Genomic DNA, 16,871 nt, shown 5'->3' on the forward strand with positions numbered 1-16,871 from the left:
CTTACTTTCCTGCGTGTAGATCCTGAAGACGGCGCACAGTGCGCTCTGGGCCAAACATGATTGCCCTGCAGAACGCTTCGCCACCCGCCAGGGTCGTTGTATAGGTTACCTTGGACTGCAAGGCAGACTGGCGAATCTGCGCCGAGTCTGAAATGGCTTTGCGCCCTTCGGTAGTGTTGATAATCAGCTGAACCTGACCATTCTTGATGGCATCCACAATGTGCGGACGCCCTTCCCGCACCTTGTTCACCCGGTCAACGGTAATGCCGGCCTCTTTCAGCGCTTTGGCAGTACCGGTGGTCGCAATCACCTTGAAGCCGGCGTCGACCAGATCCTGCGCCACCTTGGCGGCACCTGGCTTATCCACGTCACGGACCGACATAAAGGCTGTCCCCTTGACCGGAAGGCGTTCGCCAGAGGCCAGCGCTGCCTTGGCGAAGGCTTCGTCAAAGCTGTCGCCAATGCCCATCACCTCGCCGGTGGATTTCATTTCCGGGCCCAGAATGGGGTCCACAGCCGGGAACTTGTTGAACGGGAATACCGATTCCTTGACGGAATAATGGGTCGGTACAATTTCCTGGGTAAATCCCTGTTCCGCCAGCGACTTGCCGGCCATAACCCGTGCTGCCACCTTGGCCAGGGATACACCGATGGCCTTGGAAACGAACGGCACTGTGCGGGAAGCCCGGGGGTTCACCTCGATGACGTAGATGCGGTCGTCCTGCCACGCCAACTGCACGTTCATCAGGCCGATAACATCCAGCTCGATGGCCATCTTGCGCACGGCCTCGCGCATTTCGTCCTGTACATCTTTGGGCAGCGTGTAGGGCGGCAGGGAGCAGGCGGAGTCGCCAGAATGCACGCCGGCCTGTTCGATATGCTGCATGATACCGCCAATCACCACATCCTTGCCGTCGCTGATGGCGTCGATATCCACCTCAATGGCCGCATTCAGGAAGTGGTCCAGCAATACCGGGCTGTCGTTGGAGACCAGCACCGCATTGCGCATGTAACGCACCAGCTCTTCTTCGTCGTAGACAATCTCCATGGCACGGCCACCCAGCACGTAGGACGGGCGTACCACCAGCGGGTAACCGATCTCACGAGCCGCCACAATGCCTTCCTCGTGGCTGCGCACGGTGGCGTTTTCCGGCTGGATCAGGCCCAGGCGGCCAATCATCTGCTGGAAACGCTCCCGGTCTTCGGCACGGTCGATGGCGTCCGGACTGGTACCGATGATGGGCACACCAGCGGCCTCCAGGCCCCGGGCGAGCTTAAGCGGCGTCTGACCACCGTACTGGACAATGACACCCTTCGGCTTCTCGACGTTAATGATTTCGAGGACATCTTCCAGGGTGATCGGCTCGAAGTAGAGGCGGTCCGAGGTGTCGTAATCGGTGGACACCGTTTCCGGGTTGCAGTTGATCATGATGGTTTCATAGCCATCGTCACGCATCGCGAGTGCGGCATGAACACAGCAATAATCAAACTCGATACCCTGACCGATGCGGTTAGGCCCGCCACCGATCACCACGATTTTCTCGCGGTCTGACGGATCCGCTTCGCACTCTTCCTCATAGGATGAATACATGTAGGCCGTAGAAGAGGCAAACTCCGCTGCGCAGGTGTCCACGCGCTTGTAGACCGGGCGAATGTTCAGTTCATGTCGCAGCTTGCGCAGGCTGATCTCGGAAATACCCAACAACGTGGCCAGCCTGGCATCCGAGAAGCCCTTGCGCTTGAGGCGAAACAGGGTGTCACGGTCAATATCGGCCTTGCCGGCTGACTTGAGGGCATTCTCCTCTTTGATCAGATCCTCGATCTGGGCCAGGTACCAGGGGTCCACATGGGTGTTGCGGAACACATCGTCCACGGACATACCGGCACGGAAGGCATCACCGATGTACCACAGGCGCTCGGCACCGGGCACGTTCAGTTCCTGGGTCAGGGTTTCCTGGCCGTCCGTGGTACTCAGGTCCACCCGCTCTTCGAAGCCATCAGAACCCACTTCCAGGCCGCGCATGGCTTTCTGCAGGGACTCCTGGAAGGTACGCCCGATGGCCATCACCTCGCCCACGGATTTCATCTGGGTGGTCAGGCGGGCATCGGCCTGGGGAAACTTCTCGAAGGTGAAGCGCGGAATCTTGGTGACCACGTAGTCGATGCTGGGCTCGAACGAGGCCGGAGTCACGCCACCGGTAATTTCATTGCGCAGCTCATCGAGGGTGTAACCCACCGCCAATTTTGCCGCCACCTTGGCGATCGGGAAGCCAGTGGCCTTGGAGGCCAACGCTGAGGAACGGGACACCCGGGGGTTCATCTCGATGACCACCACGCGCCCGTTATCCGGATTGACACCAAACTGCACGTTGGAGCCGCCGGTTTCCACACCGATTTCACGCAGCACCGCCAGCGAGGCGTTCCGCATGATCTGGTATTCCTTGTCGGTGAGGGTCTGGGCCGGCGCTACGGTGATGGAGTCACCGGTGTGCACGCCCATGGCATCGAAGTTCTCGATGGCGCAGACGATGATGCAGTTGTCGTTCTTGTCGCGGACAACTTCCATCTCGTATTCTTTCCAGCCGATCAGGGACTCGTCGATCAGCAACTCATTGGTCGGCGACAGGTCCAGGCCACGGGTACAGATTTCTTCGAATTCGTCGCGGTTGTACGCAATACCGCCACCGGAGCCGCCCATGGTGAAGGATGGGCGAATGATACAGGGGAAGCCGATATCGTCAGCCACTTCCCAGGCTTCCGCCATGGTATGGGCGATGGTGGCGCGCGGGCACTCCAGACCGATCTTTTTCATGGCCTTGTCGAAACGGTCGCGGTCCTCGGCTTTGTCGATGGTGTCGGCATTGGCACCAATCATTTCCACACCGTGCTTCTCGAGTATGCCGTGCCGCTCCAGATCCAGCGCGCAGTTCAGCGCCGTCTGACCGCCCATGGTGGGTAGCAGTGCGTCCGGTTGCTCTTTCTCGATAATCTTTTCGACGGTTTTCCAGGTGATGGGTTCGATGTAGGTGGCATCGGCCATGACCGGGTCCGTCATGATGGTGGCCGGGTTGGAGTTAACCAGGATAACCCGGTACCCCTCTTCCCGCAGGGCCTTGCAGGCCTGGGCTCCGGAGTAATCAAACTCGCACGCCTGCCCGATCACGATGGGACCGGCGCCCAGGATCAGTATGCTTTTAATGTCGGTACGCTTTGGCATCAACGTGCCTCCATCAGGCGAATAAATTCATCAAACAGCGGCGCCACATCGTGGGGGCCGGGGCTGGCTTCCGGGTGACCCTGAAAGCTGAAAGCCGGTTTGTCGGTGCGACGTATTCCCTGCAGGGAATCGTCAAACAGGGATTTATGGGTCGCCTCCAGGTTATCCGGCAGGCTGGCCTCGTCTACCGCGAAGCCGTGGTTCTGGCTGGTGATCATCACGGTACCGTCTTTCAGGTTCTGCACCGGATGGTTGGCGCCGTGGTGACCGTGGCCCATCTTGATGGACTTTGCACCGCTGGCCAGGGCCAGCAACTGGTGGCCGAGGCAGATGCCGAATACCGGAATCTCGGTTTCCAGCACTTCGCGAATAGCCGTGATGGCGTAATCGCAGGGCTCAGGATCGCCGGGGCCATTGGACAGGAAAACGCCGTCCGGATTCATCGCCAGCACTTCGGAGGCAGGCGTCTGTGCCGGCACTACCGTGATGTCGCACCCACGACCCGCCAGCATGCGCAGGATGTTGAGCTTTACGCCGTAGTCCCAGGCAACGACCTTGAACTTCGATTCGGTGCGCTCACCGTAGCCACTTTCGATGCTCCACTCGCTCTGGCTCCAGGTCCAGATTTTGTCCGCGGTGACTTCCTTTGCCAGGTCCATGCCCTTCAGGCCGGGAAAGGCGTTGGCCAGTTCCAGGGCACGGTCTGCAGTGGCATCCGCGCCGGCGACCACTGCGCCATTCTGGGAGCCTTTATCCCGCAGGATACGGGTGAGACGACGGGTGTCGATGTCGGCAATGCCCACGATGTTGTTGGCGCGCAGGTAATCCTGCAGGGAACCGGTGCTTCGCCAGTTGCTCACCATCAGGGGCAGATCGCGGATAATCAGGCCGGCGGCCTGGATGCGATCGGATTCGATATCTTCTTCGTTCACACCGGTATTGCCGATGTGAGGGTAAGTGAGGGTGACAATCTGGCGGGAGTAGGACGGATCGGTCAGGATTTCCTGGTAACCGGTCATGGCGGTGTTAAACACCACTTCGCCGCTGGTTTCCCCTTCAGCGCCAATGGCGGTGCCGTAAAACAGGCTTCCGTCTGCGAGTGCAAGGATGGCTGGTGTACTCAAGGCTTGTATCCTCATCGAGTGGCGTACAGGTTCGTCACGAACAGGAACGCAAGCGCAAATTCAGGTCGCAAAAAAGCGAGAGGGAGTTGAACTCCGTCCCGCTTTTTCTATAGAGCGTTGTCAAAGCTACGCTTGGTGCAGTTAAACCGCGTCATTGTAAGAAATATGGGGCTTTGTGTCCACGCTCATTTGGGCTTGACGCTACACCGGCTGTTGGCTGGGTACCCCCTACTTCAACCCCAAAACATCCTGCATGTCATACAACCCCGCAGGCTTGCCATCCAACCACAACGCCGCCCGCATCGCCCCTTTGGCAAACGTCATCCGGCTACTCGCCTTATGGGTAATCTCAATGCGCTCACCCTCAGTGGCAAACATAACGGTGTGATCACCAACCACATCCCCGGCACGAATGGTTTCGAAACCGATTTCCTTGCGGGTGCGCTCGCCAGTGAAGCCCTCGCGACCGTAGACGGCGCATTCATTGAGGTCGCGGCCGAGGGCATCGGCAACGACTTCGCCCATGCGCAATGCCGTGCCGGAGGGGGCGTCTTTTTTGTGGCGGTGGTGGGCTTCGATGATTTCCACGTCGTAGTCGTCACCCAACGCTGCAGCGGCGGTGCGCAGCAGGTTGAGGGTGACGTTGACGCCCACGCTCATGTTGGGTGCGAAGACCACGGGAGCCTGTTCGGCGGCCAGGGCCAGCTGCTCTTTTTCGGCGTCGGTGAGGCCGGTGGTGCCGATGACGATCATCTTGCCGTTGGCTTTGCAGAACTCGGCGTTTTCCAGGGTCAGGTCCGGGAAGGTGAAGTCGACGAGTACGTCGAAATCGTCTTTCACGTCGGCCAGGCTGCCGGACATTTTGATGCCGGTTTTGCCGATACCGGTCATTTCTCCGGCGTCGGCGCCGATGAGACTGCTGGCCGGCTCGACAATGGCAGCGCCGAGCTCAAGGCCTCCGGTGCCGTCAACAGCTTCGATCAGCACCTTGCCCATGCGCCCTGCCGCGCCGATGATCGCTACCCTTATGTCGCCCATGTCACCCGTCCTCAGAATTTCATTTCGTCGAAGAAGCTTTTCACACCTTCAAACCAGGAGCTTTTCCGTGGTCCGTGCTGGTTACCACCGCCGCTATCCAGGGTTGTCTGGAATTCTTCCAGCAACTCTTTCTGGCGCTTGGTGAGATTAACCGGTGTTTCTACCTGAACCCGACACAACAGGTCGCCGGATGGTCCGCCACGAACGGGGCTGACGCCCTTGTTACGCAGACGGAAAAGTTTGCCGGTCTGGGTTTCCGGTGGGATCTTCAGTTTCACGCGGCCGTCGAGCGTGGGTACTTCCAGCTCGCCACCGAGGGCGGCGTCGACAATGCTGATGGGAACTTCGCAGTACAGGTTGCGGCCATCCCGGGTGAAGATGGAGTGCTCGCGAACGGCAATCTGCACGTACAGATCCCCGGGCGGGCCACCGTCGATGCCCATCTCGCCTTCGCCGGAGAGACGAATGCGGTCACCGGTGTCCACGCCTGGCGGAACCTTGACCGAGAGCGTCTTCTCTTCCTGGACCCGGCCAGCACCGTGGCAGGTTCTGCACGGATTCTTGATAACCTTGCCGGCGCCCCGGCATGTGGGGCAGGCCTGCTGCACGGTAAAGAAGCCCTGCTGCATGCGAACCTGGCCCATGCCATTACAGGTGCCACAGGCTTCCGGGCGGGAGCCTTTTTCGGCACCGCTGCCATCACAGGTTTCACATTCGGTATGACCGGGGATGCGGATCTGGACGGTTTTGCCTTTTACCGCTTCTTCCAGATCCAGTTCCAGAGTGTAGCGCAGGTCGGCACCGCGGGTGTTGCGGCCACGACCACCACCTCCACCGAAGATATCACCAAACACATCACCAAAGATGTCGGAGAAGCTGGCACCACCGCCGCCTCCGAATCCGCCACCGGCCGAGCCATCAACACCGGCGTGGCCAAACTGGTCGTAAGCCGCACGCTTGGAGGAATCCGACAGTATCTCGTAAGCTTCGCTGGCTTCCTTGAACTTGTGGTCGGCGTCCTCATCATCCGGATTCCGGTCAGGATGATACTTCATCGCGAGCTTGCGGTAGGCTCGCTTGATCTCTTTTTCATCCGCTTCCCGGGACAACCCGAGAATCTCGTAATAATCGCGCTTGGCCATGCTCTAAAACCCTGTTGGTAAAACGAGGAAAACGCGGGAGAGCTCCCGCGTTTTCCAACTGCCTGATGATCTTAAGTTTTATCGCTTGTCGTCGTCTTTGACTTCTTCAAACTCGGCATCAACGGCGTCGTCGCTGGCACCGGACTGGGCTGTTTCCTCGCCCCCGGCCTGCTGGGCCTGTTCTGCCTGATCCGCGTACATCTTCTGGGCCATTTCAGAAGATGCTTCTGTCAGCTTTTGGGTCTTGGCCTCAATATCGTCCTTGTCGGATCCGGCCAGAGCTTCTTCCAGCTCCTTGATCGAGGCTTCAATAGACTCCTTCTCGCTGTCGGACACCTTGTCACCGGCATCGGCCAGGGTCTTGCGTACGGTGTGAACCATCGCGTCGCCCTGGTTACGGGCCTGGACCAGCTCTTCGAACTTGCGGTCTTCGTCGGCATTGGCCTCGGCATCACGGACCATCTTCTCGATTTCGTCTTCGTTCAGACCGGAAGACGCCTTGATCACGATGGACTGTTCCTTGCCGGTCGCCTTGTCTTTCGCCGACACGTTCAGGATACCGTTGGCATCAATGTCGAAGGTAACTTCGATCTGCGGCGCGCCACGGGGTGCCGGCGGGATGTCGGCCAGGTCGAAGCGACCCAGTGACTTGTTCTGTGCCGCCTGCTTGCGCTCACCCTGAACCACGTGGATGGTTACCGCAGTCTGGTTGTCATCCGCAGTGGAGAAGGTCTGCGACTTCTTGGTCGGAATCGTGGTGTTCTTGTCGATCAGCGGCGTCGCCACACCACCCATGGTTTCGATACCCAGGGTCAGCGGGGTTACGTCGAGAAGCAGAACGTCCTTCACGTCACCGGAGAGCACGGCCGCCTGGATGGCAGCACCCATGGCTACGGCTTCGTCCGGGTTCACGTCTTTACGCGCTTCCTTACCGAAGAAGTTCTTCACCTTCTCCTGAACCATCGGCATGCGGGTCTGACCGCCGACCAGGATCACTTCGTCGATCTCACCGATCTTGGCACCGGAATCTTCCAGCGCGGTGCGGCAAGGCGCAAGGCTGCGCTCGACCAGTTCTTCAACCAGAGACTCCAGCTTGGCGCGGGTCACTTTCACATTCATGTGCTTGGGACCGCTGGCATCTGCCGTCACGTATGGCAGGTTAACGTCGGTCTGCTGGCTGCTGGACAGCTCGATCTTGGCCTTCTCGGCAGCTTCTTTCAGGCGCTGCATGGCCAGTGAGTCACCGCGCAGGTCAATGCCGCTGTCTTTCTTGAACTGATCGGCAAGATATTCGATCAGCTTCATGTCGAAGTCTTCACCACCGAGGAAGGTGTCGCCGTTGGTGGCCAGCACTTCAAACTGGTGCTCACCGTCTACATCGGCAATCTCGATGATGGAGATGTCGAAGGTACCACCACCCAGGTCATAAACGGCCACTGTGCGATCACCGCTCTTCTTGTCCAGGCCATAGGCCAGGGCAGCTGCAGTCGGCTCGTTGATGATGCGCTTCACATCCAGGCCGGCAATCTTGCCGGCGTCTTTGGTGGCCTGACGCTGGCTGTCGTTAAAGTAGGCCGGCACGGTGATAACCGCTTCGGTTACTTTCTCACCCAGGTAGTCCTCGGCGGTCTTCTTCATCTTCTTGATGATTTCCGCAGACACCTGCGGGGGCGCCATCTTTTCACCCTTCACTTCGACCCACGCATCGCCGTTATCAGCCTTGGCGATCTTGTAGGGCACCATCTTGATGTCTTTCTGGACCACGTCGTCTTCAAAACGACGACCGATCAGACGCTTGATGGCGTACAGGGTGTTGTTCGGGTTGGTGACTGCCTGACGCTTGGCAGACTGGCCTACCAGCGTTTCACCGTCTTCGGTGTACGCGACAATAGACGGGGTGGTGCGATCACCCTCGGCGTTTTCGATAACCTTGACCTTGTCGCCATCCATGATGGCAACACAGGAGTTTGTGGTTCCCAGGTCGATACCAATGATCTTACTCATGCAATTACTCCAATTCGGTTGTTCAATTCAGTTCCGGCTACCTTCAAACCATTACCGGCAAGGCTGTTCCGGGTGGCCCGGCGCTCTGCCTGTTTACAGGCTATATTGGCGCTTTAATCTGCTTTTCAAGCCTGTTCGTCGATTTTTGGTGAACTCTCTGCTTTGGCTACCATCACCATTGCCGGGCGAACCAGCCGGTCGTTCAGCATGTAGCCCTTCTGGACGACAGACACCACACTGTTGGGCTCGGCATTCGGTGCCGGCACCATCGACAGGGCTTCATGTTTCTGCGGGTCGAACGGCTCGCCGACCGGGTCAAGCTGCTCGACGTTGAATTTTTTCAGGCTGTTCATGAAAAGATTCAGGGTCATCTCAACCCCCTCGCGGATAGAAGCCACCTGCTCGCCCGCCTCTTGATGCCCTTCTGTGCTTTCCACGGCCTTTTCCAGGCTGTCAGCCACTGGCAGAAGCTCTTTGACAAACTTCTCCAACGCGAATTTATGAGCCTTTTCCACATCAATTTCGGCGCGCCGGCGGACGTTCTGCATCTCTGCCTGGGAGCGCAGCATCTGCTCCTGGAAATCCTGGGCCTGCGCCTTCAGTGCATCAACTTCGCTTTCGGGAGAGGTCTCCTCAGCTTCCTCAGCGGCACCTTTATCCTGGTTATCCTGGTTATCCTGGTCTTTATCTTGGTCTTTATCCTGGTCGGCCGCTTCAGCGGCATACCTAAGCTCTTCCTCAGCCCGATCGTTATGCTTGTCGTCAGCGCTCATGGCAACTCCTGCTTGGTCGTCGACGGCCGTCACAACGGCCGATTAACTATTGCTCCCGGCCAGACATAGCCGGGAAAAACGTGTTTGCGAACGGATATGGGGCCCGTAACGAATGTTTCAACCTTTAAAGTCATCATTCACTCACAAATTCTTCCGGTGATGTTTGCAAACCACAAAAACCCTGTATATATTCACAGTCACTGTATGTATTAACAGTATTCAGGAATCGAGCGGAGGATATCTGCATGCTCACACAGCTCACCGTCTCCAATTACGCCATTGCCGAGCGGGTTGAACTTCAGTTTGGAAAGGGCATGACAGCTCTGACCGGGGAAACCGGTGCCGGCAAATCCATCGTGCTGGATGCCCTTGGCCTCGCCATGGGTGGTCGTGCTGATGCCGGCGCCGTGCGACACGGTGCCAAGCGCGCAGATATCACCGCAACTTTCGATGTATCCGCGATCGCAGAAGCGAGGCAATGGCTGGAAGAGCACGAACTGGATGACGACAATGAGTGCATCCTGCGCCGGGTAATCAGCAAGGACGGACGCTCCCGCGCTTACATCAACGGCCAACCCTGCCCGCTCGCACACCTGAAGGACCTGGGCAGCGCCCTGATGGACATCCACAGCCAGCATCAGCACCAGTCACTACTTCGTAAGGAAACCCACCGTAAACTGCTGGACGAATTTGCCGGTGTGGAAATGGTGGCAGAACAGACCAGAGACGCCTGGAAAATCTGGCACAAGACTCACCAGCGGCTGACCGAACGCCGGCAGAATGCTGATGAAGCCGAGGCCCGCCTGCAACTGCTTCGGTACCAGGTGGAGGAACTTGACCGGCTCGCCCTGGAGGAGGGTGAACAGGAGCAATTGGAGCAGGAACAGGAGCAGCTCAGCCACGCAGACGCCGTTCTGCATGGCAGCCACCAGGCCACTTTGCTGTGCACGGAAGACGACAACAGCGCCGCAAATCTGGTGCGGCAGGCGCTGCAGCAACTGGAACAACTGCCCGTGGAGGTACCAGCACTGGCAGAAACCATCCAGATGCTGAACGAGGCGCAAATCCAGATTACCGAGGCCGGGGATAACCTGCGGCATTTCGTGGAAGACTATGACGCCGATCCCGCCAGGCTTGCCGAAGTGGAAGAGCGCCTCAGCGCCATCTATCAGATGGCCCGCAAGCACCGCATCACACCGGAAACCCTGCCTGAATTCCACCAGAGCCTGAGCGCCGAACTGGCCTCGCTGGACGATGGCGAAGGCAGCGTTGAAAAACTGGAAGCAGAACTGGAAGCACAACTTCGTCAGTTCAACGAACTCGCCACACAGCTGTCAGAGGCACGGCAACAGGCCGCGGCCAACCTGGATCAGCGTATCGCTGAAGAGCTGGCGCAGCTGAGCATGCCAGCCGTCCAGTTTGTAACCCACCTGAGCCGCAACAAGGGTGACGAACCAGCCCCCCATGGCCTGGAAGATATCGAGTTCCTGGTCAGCGCCAACCCCGGTCAGCCTGCTCGGCCGCTGGCCAAGGTAGCCTCCGGCGGCGAACTGTCACGTATCAGCCTGGCCATTCAGGTAGTGGTTGCCCAAACCTCCACGACACCCACACTGGTGTTTGACGAAGTAGACGTAGGTATTGGCGGCGGAACCGCCGAAGTGGTTGGTCGCCTGCTGCGAAGCCTGGGCGATAACGGGCAGGTTCTGTGCGTAACGCATCTGGCCCAGGTGGCCGCGCAGTGCCACCAGCACCTGTTCGTCAGCAAGTTTACGGAAGCTGACGCCACCTACTCGAAAATCGAGTCACTGGACGATGATGGCAGGGTAAGCGAGGTAGCCCGGATGCTGGGCGGTGTTGATATGACCGAACACACCATTGCCCATGCCCATGAAATGTTCACCAAGGGCCAGGCCACGCATCACTGAAGACTTACAGAAAGCGAACGTATTCCCCTCTCGATCCTGAGAGTTTTTGGGGCGGGCCTGAAACCCGCCCCTTTTTTCTTTTCTACCCCGGCGTTCAGGACTTGATGGGTTTGACGTAGAGAATCAGGCTGTGATCGACGATCTCATAGCCGCGCTCTTTGGCGATTTTCTGCTGGCGCTCTTCAATGATATCATCAACAAATTCAATGACTTCCCCGGTCTGCGTGCAGACCATGTGGTCATGATGGTCGTCACCAGCCATCTCGAACACCGCATGCCCACCCTCAAAGTTGTGGCGCAGAACCAGGCCTGCAGCCTCAAACTGGGTCAGCACCCGGTACACAGTCGCCAGGCCCACGTCATCACCCTGTTCCAGAAGCTTTTTGTAAACGTCCTCGGCACTGAGGTGATGTTCCTCGGAGTTTTCCAGGATATTGAAGATTTTCACTCGCGGCAGAGTGACTTTAAGACCGACTTTCCGCAATTCGGTGTTTTCGGATGACATGTTACGATTCACTCTTTGGTGTGCCTCACGGCTTCCGGTATGATGGAGCCGCATGTTAACGGTCAGACCGTGTCACACCTGCCCCTGGCAGGCGATTTCAAGATAGAGGATTTCCCCCGGCGATGCAAAAGATCACAGCTCTCATTCTCACTCTCATCATGACTGGCTGTGCTTTCCCAGGTGTGTACAAAATCAACGTACAACAGGGAAACATACTCACTGACGAAGAGCTGACCTCACTGACCGAAGGCATGTCCCGCAGCCAGGTTCACTCCCTGCTGGGAACACCCCTGATGACCAATCCGGCTGACCCTTCCCGTGAATATTACGTCTACACCTTCCAGCGCGGCGGTGGCGACATCAAGGAACAGCGGGTTATTGTCTACTACGAAAACGAGCAGTATTCCTACTACGAGGCACAATTGCTGGAAGAAACTCCGGCGTACTAAGCCAGCATCAGGTCTTCTTCTTTGCCCGGTTGAGCCGGGCCTGCTTGGGATCAATTTTCAGCGGCCGGTAGATTTCGACCCGGTCGCCGTCCCGCAGTTCATGGGCAGACGGGGCCTTGAGGACCTTGCCAAAGATACCCATGTCGTCGTTTTCCGGATCAATTTCCGGAAAAACAGCGGCAATACCGGAACGCCGCACGGCCTCCACCGCGGAGGTGCCCTCTTCCACTTGTAAACGGATGATCTCCTGCCTGTCTGGCCGGGCAAACGCCACTTCCACATCAATCACGACTCACCTCCGCGATAAAGCTCGTCAGCACGTCGACAAAAAGCGTCCACCATTGTCGTCGCCGCCTGATTGAATACCGGCCCGAACGTCATGCGCGACAGTGACCCGGAAAACTCGAACTCCAGGGTCAGAATAACCTTGCAGGCATTGTCATCCAGGGATTTGAAGTGCCAGCGTCCACTGAGATTCCGGAACGGCCCATCCACCAGATTCATTTCAATGGTATGCGGCAGCAACAGCTGATTACGGGTAGTCAGACGATGTCGAATACCGCCTTTGGCAATATCCATGGAGGCAACAATCTGGCTCCCCGTTTCTTCATGTATTTCCGTGTCGGCGCACCAGGGAAGAAACTCCGGATACCGGGCTACGTCGTTGACCAGATGGAACATGCGGTCTGCCGGATGCATAACCAGCGCGGTTTTATCGATCTGATGGGGCATTTGAGGAGAACGTCCTGCTTTTACGTGCTTGAATAGATGACGCTGCGGGAGCTTACCAGCGAAGTCAGTCTTTATCAGACGCTATGATAAAGGATCTCGTCCTCCTTGGGACCACCTTCACCTCCATTTGCGCCATCCTGTTCACTGTCGCTCTCGGTTTGCGGAGGCTCTTCGCCCTCCTCTCGGCCAGCCTCACCCTCCCTGCCCTGGGGGTCCGAAGAACCTTCACCAGAGCCTTGCGGGCGCACGGGTTCGGGCGCTATCGCCTCCGCCGGGCCGCACCAGAGAGCAGCGCTGCCGGTATTACACATAGCCGCCAAAGATACCGTTGTGTACTGGATACCGATATACGCAACGACCAGGGGTAGCACCAGCCGCATCACCCAGAACCATATGCCCCGGAACAGGCCCGGAGCACTGCCCAGTATGGTAAAAGTCAGGTTACGGGTCAGACACCAACCGGCAAAAACAGCAACCAGAATACTCACCAGTGGAATCAACAGACCACCCGTGGCCAGCTCCAGCCATCGGAAGATGGTTCCACCGGCAAAACGGACGCCTGACCAGACGTTGAAAGACAGCAGGGAACCGAGCCCTAGCAGCCAGACCACGCCCCCCATCAGAAACACCGACCAGCCCCGCGGAGCGCCTGTCCATTCACAGAACCACCCGACAACGGGTTCCAGCAGGGAGAGAGCCGTTGTCCATACAATCATGACAATAACCAGAAAGACGCTCGCAATCAGGAACTGACTGCCCGGCATGTCCGATAACGCCACCGGCAGGGACAGGAAAAGCAGGCCAAAGCCCCGCTCTCCTTCCATGGAATGCCCTCCGGGCACCAGCGAGTAGATTGCCAGGCCGGCAACAATGGCGATCAGGGTGTCCATCAGCACCACTGCCAGCACTGAGCGCTTGAGATGGGTGCCGGCTGGCGTGTAGGCTCCGAACAGTGTCCACACACCCATACCCAATCCCAGAGTAAAAAACGCATGAAACAAGGCAGCCTGCAGGCTTTCCGGGGTTACGTCGTCGGGGTGGAAACTGAGCATGAAATTAGAGGCACTGCGATACTCACCCGTCCACACAGCCAGACCACAGAGCACCAGTAACATCAGCAGCATGGTCGGGGCCACCACCCGCACAGCACGCTCGACACCGTCAACCACGCCCTGCATGGAGACCCAGATGACCAGCAGCAGGAAGAACCCGTGCCAGGCCATGAATACGCGATAGTCTTCCGGGTCCGAGACCAGCGCGGACAGCGTGCTCGCCGCCTCAGCCTCGCCGGCGCCGATAAACCGGCCCATGGCACCATAGAAAACGTACGCCAGCGCAATGGCGCCAAAAACAGCGGTAAAGGAAAGCACCACAAGCGCTGCAAGAATACCCATCCTGCCGGCCCATACCCACCCGCGGGAACATCGGGCTCTGCGCACATACCCGTCCATGGCCAGCACCAGGCCATGGCGGGAATGGCGCCCCATGGCTGATTCCGTCACCATCAGAGGCAGGGTTATCAGTAGAAGGCAGAGCAGATACAGCAGAATGAACAGCCCGCCACCGTGCTGGCCTGCCAGGTAGGGAAACTGCCACACATTCGCCAGACCAAAGGTTGCTCCGGTCGCAGCCCAGAAAAAGGTGGTTGGCCGGGTCCAGGACCCGATTGGTGTTTCGTATGGAGTAGGCATTCCATTCCCTGACGACATCTAAGGGCACATTGTAGCGGAGGAATTGCGCCCCATACGACTATCGATGCAGCCAATCGCGCCGATTTCGTGACCGGTCTGGCACTACTGAGCTACAATGCGCGCTTTTCCGGCATGAATACGCCCGGTAAATTCCTTGTCCGACTCCGGATCATCGATTCATGAGCAAGAAGAAACCCGGCGCTCCGAGCGCCACCATTGCCCTGAACAAAAAGGCAAAACACGAATACCACATCGAGGAACGCTTCGAGGCCGGCCTGGCACTGCTGGGCTGGGAAGTCAAATCCCTGCGTGCCGGCAAGGCGCAGCTGACCGATGCCTACGTACTGCTGAAGGACGGCGAAGCCTGGCTGCTCGGCTCCCACATCACACCGCTGATTACCGCCTCCACCCACGTGATTGCGGACCCGACCCGAACCCGCAAGCTGCTACTGCACGCCAAGGAAATCGGCAAGATCGTTGGCAAGGTGAACCAGGCGGGCTACACCTGCATTCCGCTGGCACTCTACTGGAAGAAAAACAAGGTAAAGTGCGAGATTGCCCTGGTGAAAGGCAAGAAGCTGTTCGACAAGCGCGCCACCGAGAAAGAGCGGGACTGGAATCGCCAGAAACAGCGCATCCTGCGCGATACCAACCTCTGATCACGAAGCCGCACAAAACGCGAAATTTCTGACCCCGGTCATGGGCGCCACTGGCCGGTGTGTCGCATACTCATTCTCTTTGTTCAGATTTCCAACAGGCCTATAATCGGGTACTCGGGAATTCCGGTGCATGGCAAAGGGAGAGCTTATGTCACCTAAACAGACACCCATGTCCGCCGTTGACCACGCCTGGCTGAGAATGGACACACCCCAGAATCACATGGTGATCTGCGGAGTGTGGATGCTTGACCGCCCCGTTTCCATGAGCCGCCTCAGGCACACGATTGAGAAGCGCTTCCTCTGCTTCGACCGCTTCCGCCAGCGTGTCGTGGAGGCTGGAGACCGGGCCTACTGGCAGGATGACTCCCTGTTTGACCTGGATAATCACCTCCACCAGATCGCCCTGCCGGGCAAAGCTGACAAAGCCGAGCTCCAGAAACTGGCCAGCGACTTGAACAGTACTTCTCTGGATTTTCGGCAACCGCTCTGGCAAATGCATTACATCGACAATTATGAGGGTGGCAGCGCACTGTTGATTCGCGTCCACCATTGTATTGCCGATGGGATCTCGCTGGTCCGGGTCATGCTGTCACTGACTGATAAAACGCCAGAACCAAAACTCAGCAAAGTAGTGTCAAAGCGCCATTCAAAACCGCGCAAGCGATCCGCGATCCAGCAACTGCTCCACCGCACAGTGGACAACCTCCAGACCGCCGCGAACCAGGGGAGATTGTTCATTCAGTCCGTTCGGGAAGAGCCTAATTACCCCCTTAAACTGGCGTCGACCGCCAGCGCCGTGGCCCTGGACCTAATCAAACTCGGCCTGGCCCCCATTGAACCCAAAACCGGGTTGAAAGAGCCTCTTTCCGGACGCAAACAGGTTGCCTGGGCAGACCCTCTGGAGCTGGCCGAAGTAAAAGCCTGTGCCAAGGCACTGGGTGGCACCATTAATGATGCCCTGCTGTGCACCGTCACCGGTGCTCTGCAGCGGCATTTTGCAGCGCATCAGGAAGCCATCCCGGAATGCGGAATTCGCGTTGCCGTTCCTTTTAACTTGCGGCCTCTTGATCAACCCATCGAAACCCTCGGCAACAAGTTCGGACTGGTGCTGGTTACCCTGCCGGTGGAAGTGCAGGACCCAATCATGTGTTTTCGACAGGTACAGGAGAATATGAACCGGCTTAAGCGGTCTTACCAGGCCCAGGTTACCTACAGCCTTCTGGATCTATTTGGCCGCGGCCCCGATGTTATTGAACGGCGGGCCCTGGACCTGCTCAGCAACAAGGCCTCCGCAGTACTGACCAATGTGCCGGGGCCAAAAAATGCCCTGTACCTGGCGGGCAGCAAGCTGACACAACCCATGTTCTGGGTGCCCCAGAGCGGCAATATCGGTATCGGCATGAGCATTCTCAGCTACGACGGCACTGTGCAGTTCGGCATTACCGTCGATAAAGCCATCCACGCCGAACCAGACGCCGTGATGGACTATTTTCGACAAAGCTTTGAGGCCCTGAGCCAGGTGGCGCTGGCAGGCCGACAAGGCAACGCGAAAGACAAGAAAGGGAAAGTGGCGTAGGTATAACTACGGGCCGAAAGCACAAAACAACAACAA

At 58.0% G+C, this 16,871-nt stretch carries 14 protein-coding genes; 4 read left to right on the forward strand and 10 right to left on the reverse strand.

Translation table 11 applies throughout. The features are described 5' to 3' along the window. Nucleotide 1: 1 nt before the first annotated feature. The 6 genes from carB to grpE all read right to left on the reverse strand — a co-directional run bounded on the left by carB (nt 2) and on the right by grpE (nt 9,298). Nucleotides 2-3,217 carry a carbamoyl-phosphate synthase large subunit gene (carB, locus tag FDP08_RS09580; RefSeq protein ID WP_137435827.1) on the reverse strand — a complete coding sequence of 1,072 codons (3,216 nt, stop codon included), beginning with the start codon at nt 3,215-3,217 and terminating at the stop codon, nt 2-4. Beyond that, complete coding sequence (carA, locus tag FDP08_RS09585; protein WP_137435829.1) at nt 3,217-4,341, reverse strand: glutamine-hydrolyzing carbamoyl-phosphate synthase small subunit; 1,125 nt, start codon at nt 4,339-4,341, stop codon at nt 3,217-3,219. Before carA ends, carB begins: the two co-directional genes overlap by 1 nt. Before the next feature lie 228 nt (nt 4,342-4,569). Beyond that, a complete protein-coding gene (gene dapB, locus FDP08_RS09590; RefSeq protein WP_228263270.1) occupies nt 4,570-5,379 on the reverse strand; it encodes a 4-hydroxy-tetrahydrodipicolinate reductase in 810 nt (269 codons plus the stop codon). Nucleotides 5,380-5,390: 11 nt separating this feature from the next. After that, nucleotides 5,391-6,521 (reverse strand): molecular chaperone DnaJ, encoded by a 1,131-nt coding sequence (gene dnaJ / locus FDP08_RS09595; protein ID WP_137435830.1) that lies wholly within the window; start codon nt 6,519-6,521, stop codon nt 5,391-5,393. Nucleotides 6,522-6,599: 78 nt separating this feature from the next. Continuing rightward, nucleotides 6,600-8,525, reverse strand: a complete 1,926-nt coding sequence (gene dnaK / locus FDP08_RS09600; protein WP_137435831.1) for a molecular chaperone DnaK — start codon at nt 8,523-8,525, stop codon at nt 6,600-6,602. Nucleotides 8,526-8,650: 125 nt separating this feature from the next. Then, nucleotides 8,651-9,298 (reverse strand): nucleotide exchange factor GrpE, encoded by a 648-nt coding sequence (gene grpE, locus FDP08_RS09605; protein ID WP_137435832.1) that lies wholly within the window; start codon nt 9,296-9,298, stop codon nt 8,651-8,653. A gap of 245 nt (nt 9,299-9,543) precedes the next feature. On the opposite strand from grpE, the gene recN reads away from it, so the two are divergent. Continuing rightward, nucleotides 9,544-11,223 carry a DNA repair protein RecN gene (recN, locus tag FDP08_RS09610; protein ID WP_137435834.1) on the forward strand — a complete coding sequence of 560 codons (1,680 nt, stop codon included), beginning with the start codon at nt 9,544-9,546 and terminating at the stop codon, nt 11,221-11,223. A gap of 94 nt (nt 11,224-11,317) precedes the next feature. On the opposite strand, the gene fur is transcribed toward recN, so the two are convergent. Further along, nucleotides 11,318-11,728 (reverse strand): ferric iron uptake transcriptional regulator, encoded by a 411-nt coding sequence (gene fur / locus FDP08_RS09615; RefSeq protein ID WP_137435836.1) that lies wholly within the window; start codon nt 11,726-11,728, stop codon nt 11,318-11,320. 122 nt (nt 11,729-11,850) lie between these two features. Here fur and FDP08_RS09620 point away from each other — a divergent pair, with 122 nt between their 5' ends. After that, entirely contained in the window at nt 11,851-12,177 is a 327-nt protein-coding gene (locus FDP08_RS09620) for an outer membrane protein assembly factor BamE (protein WP_137435838.1), read from the forward strand. 7 nt (nt 12,178-12,184) lie between these two features. Here the strand turns inward: FDP08_RS09620 and FDP08_RS09625 are convergent, their stop codons facing one another. The 3 genes from FDP08_RS09625 to FDP08_RS09635 all read right to left on the reverse strand — a co-directional run bounded on the left by FDP08_RS09625 (nt 12,185) and on the right by FDP08_RS09635 (nt 14,600). After that, nucleotides 12,185-12,466 carry an RnfH family protein gene (locus FDP08_RS09625; RefSeq protein ID WP_170979001.1) on the reverse strand — a complete coding sequence of 94 codons (282 nt, stop codon included), beginning with the start codon at nt 12,464-12,466 and terminating at the stop codon, nt 12,185-12,187. Further along, nucleotides 12,463-12,909: a type II toxin-antitoxin system RatA family toxin gene (locus tag FDP08_RS09630; protein WP_137435839.1), complete on the reverse strand. Its 447-nt coding sequence runs from the start codon at nt 12,907-12,909 to the stop codon at nt 12,463-12,465. The genes FDP08_RS09625 and FDP08_RS09630 overlap by 4 nt, the downstream gene beginning before the upstream one ends. Nucleotides 12,910-12,983: 74 nt before the next feature. Beyond that, nucleotides 12,984-14,600, reverse strand: coding sequence for a sodium-dependent transporter (locus tag FDP08_RS09635; protein WP_137435841.1), 1,617 nt, complete (start codon nt 14,598-14,600; stop codon nt 12,984-12,986). A 179-nt stretch (nt 14,601-14,779) separates the two neighbouring features. Between FDP08_RS09635 and smpB the strand changes: the two genes are divergently transcribed. Next, nucleotides 14,780-15,259 carry an SsrA-binding protein SmpB gene (gene smpB / locus FDP08_RS09640; protein WP_137435843.1) on the forward strand — a complete coding sequence of 160 codons (480 nt, stop codon included), beginning with the start codon at nt 14,780-14,782 and terminating at the stop codon, nt 15,257-15,259. Between the two features lie 148 nt (nt 15,260-15,407). After that, complete coding sequence (locus FDP08_RS09645; RefSeq protein WP_137435845.1) at nt 15,408-16,835, forward strand: WS/DGAT/MGAT family O-acyltransferase; 1,428 nt, start codon at nt 15,408-15,410, stop codon at nt 16,833-16,835. Nucleotides 16,836-16,871 lie beyond the last annotated feature (36 nt).

The organism is Marinobacter panjinensis (assembly GCF_005298175.1).
Classification (GTDB): Bacteria; Pseudomonadota; Gammaproteobacteria; order Pseudomonadales; family Oleiphilaceae; genus Marinobacter; species Marinobacter panjinensis.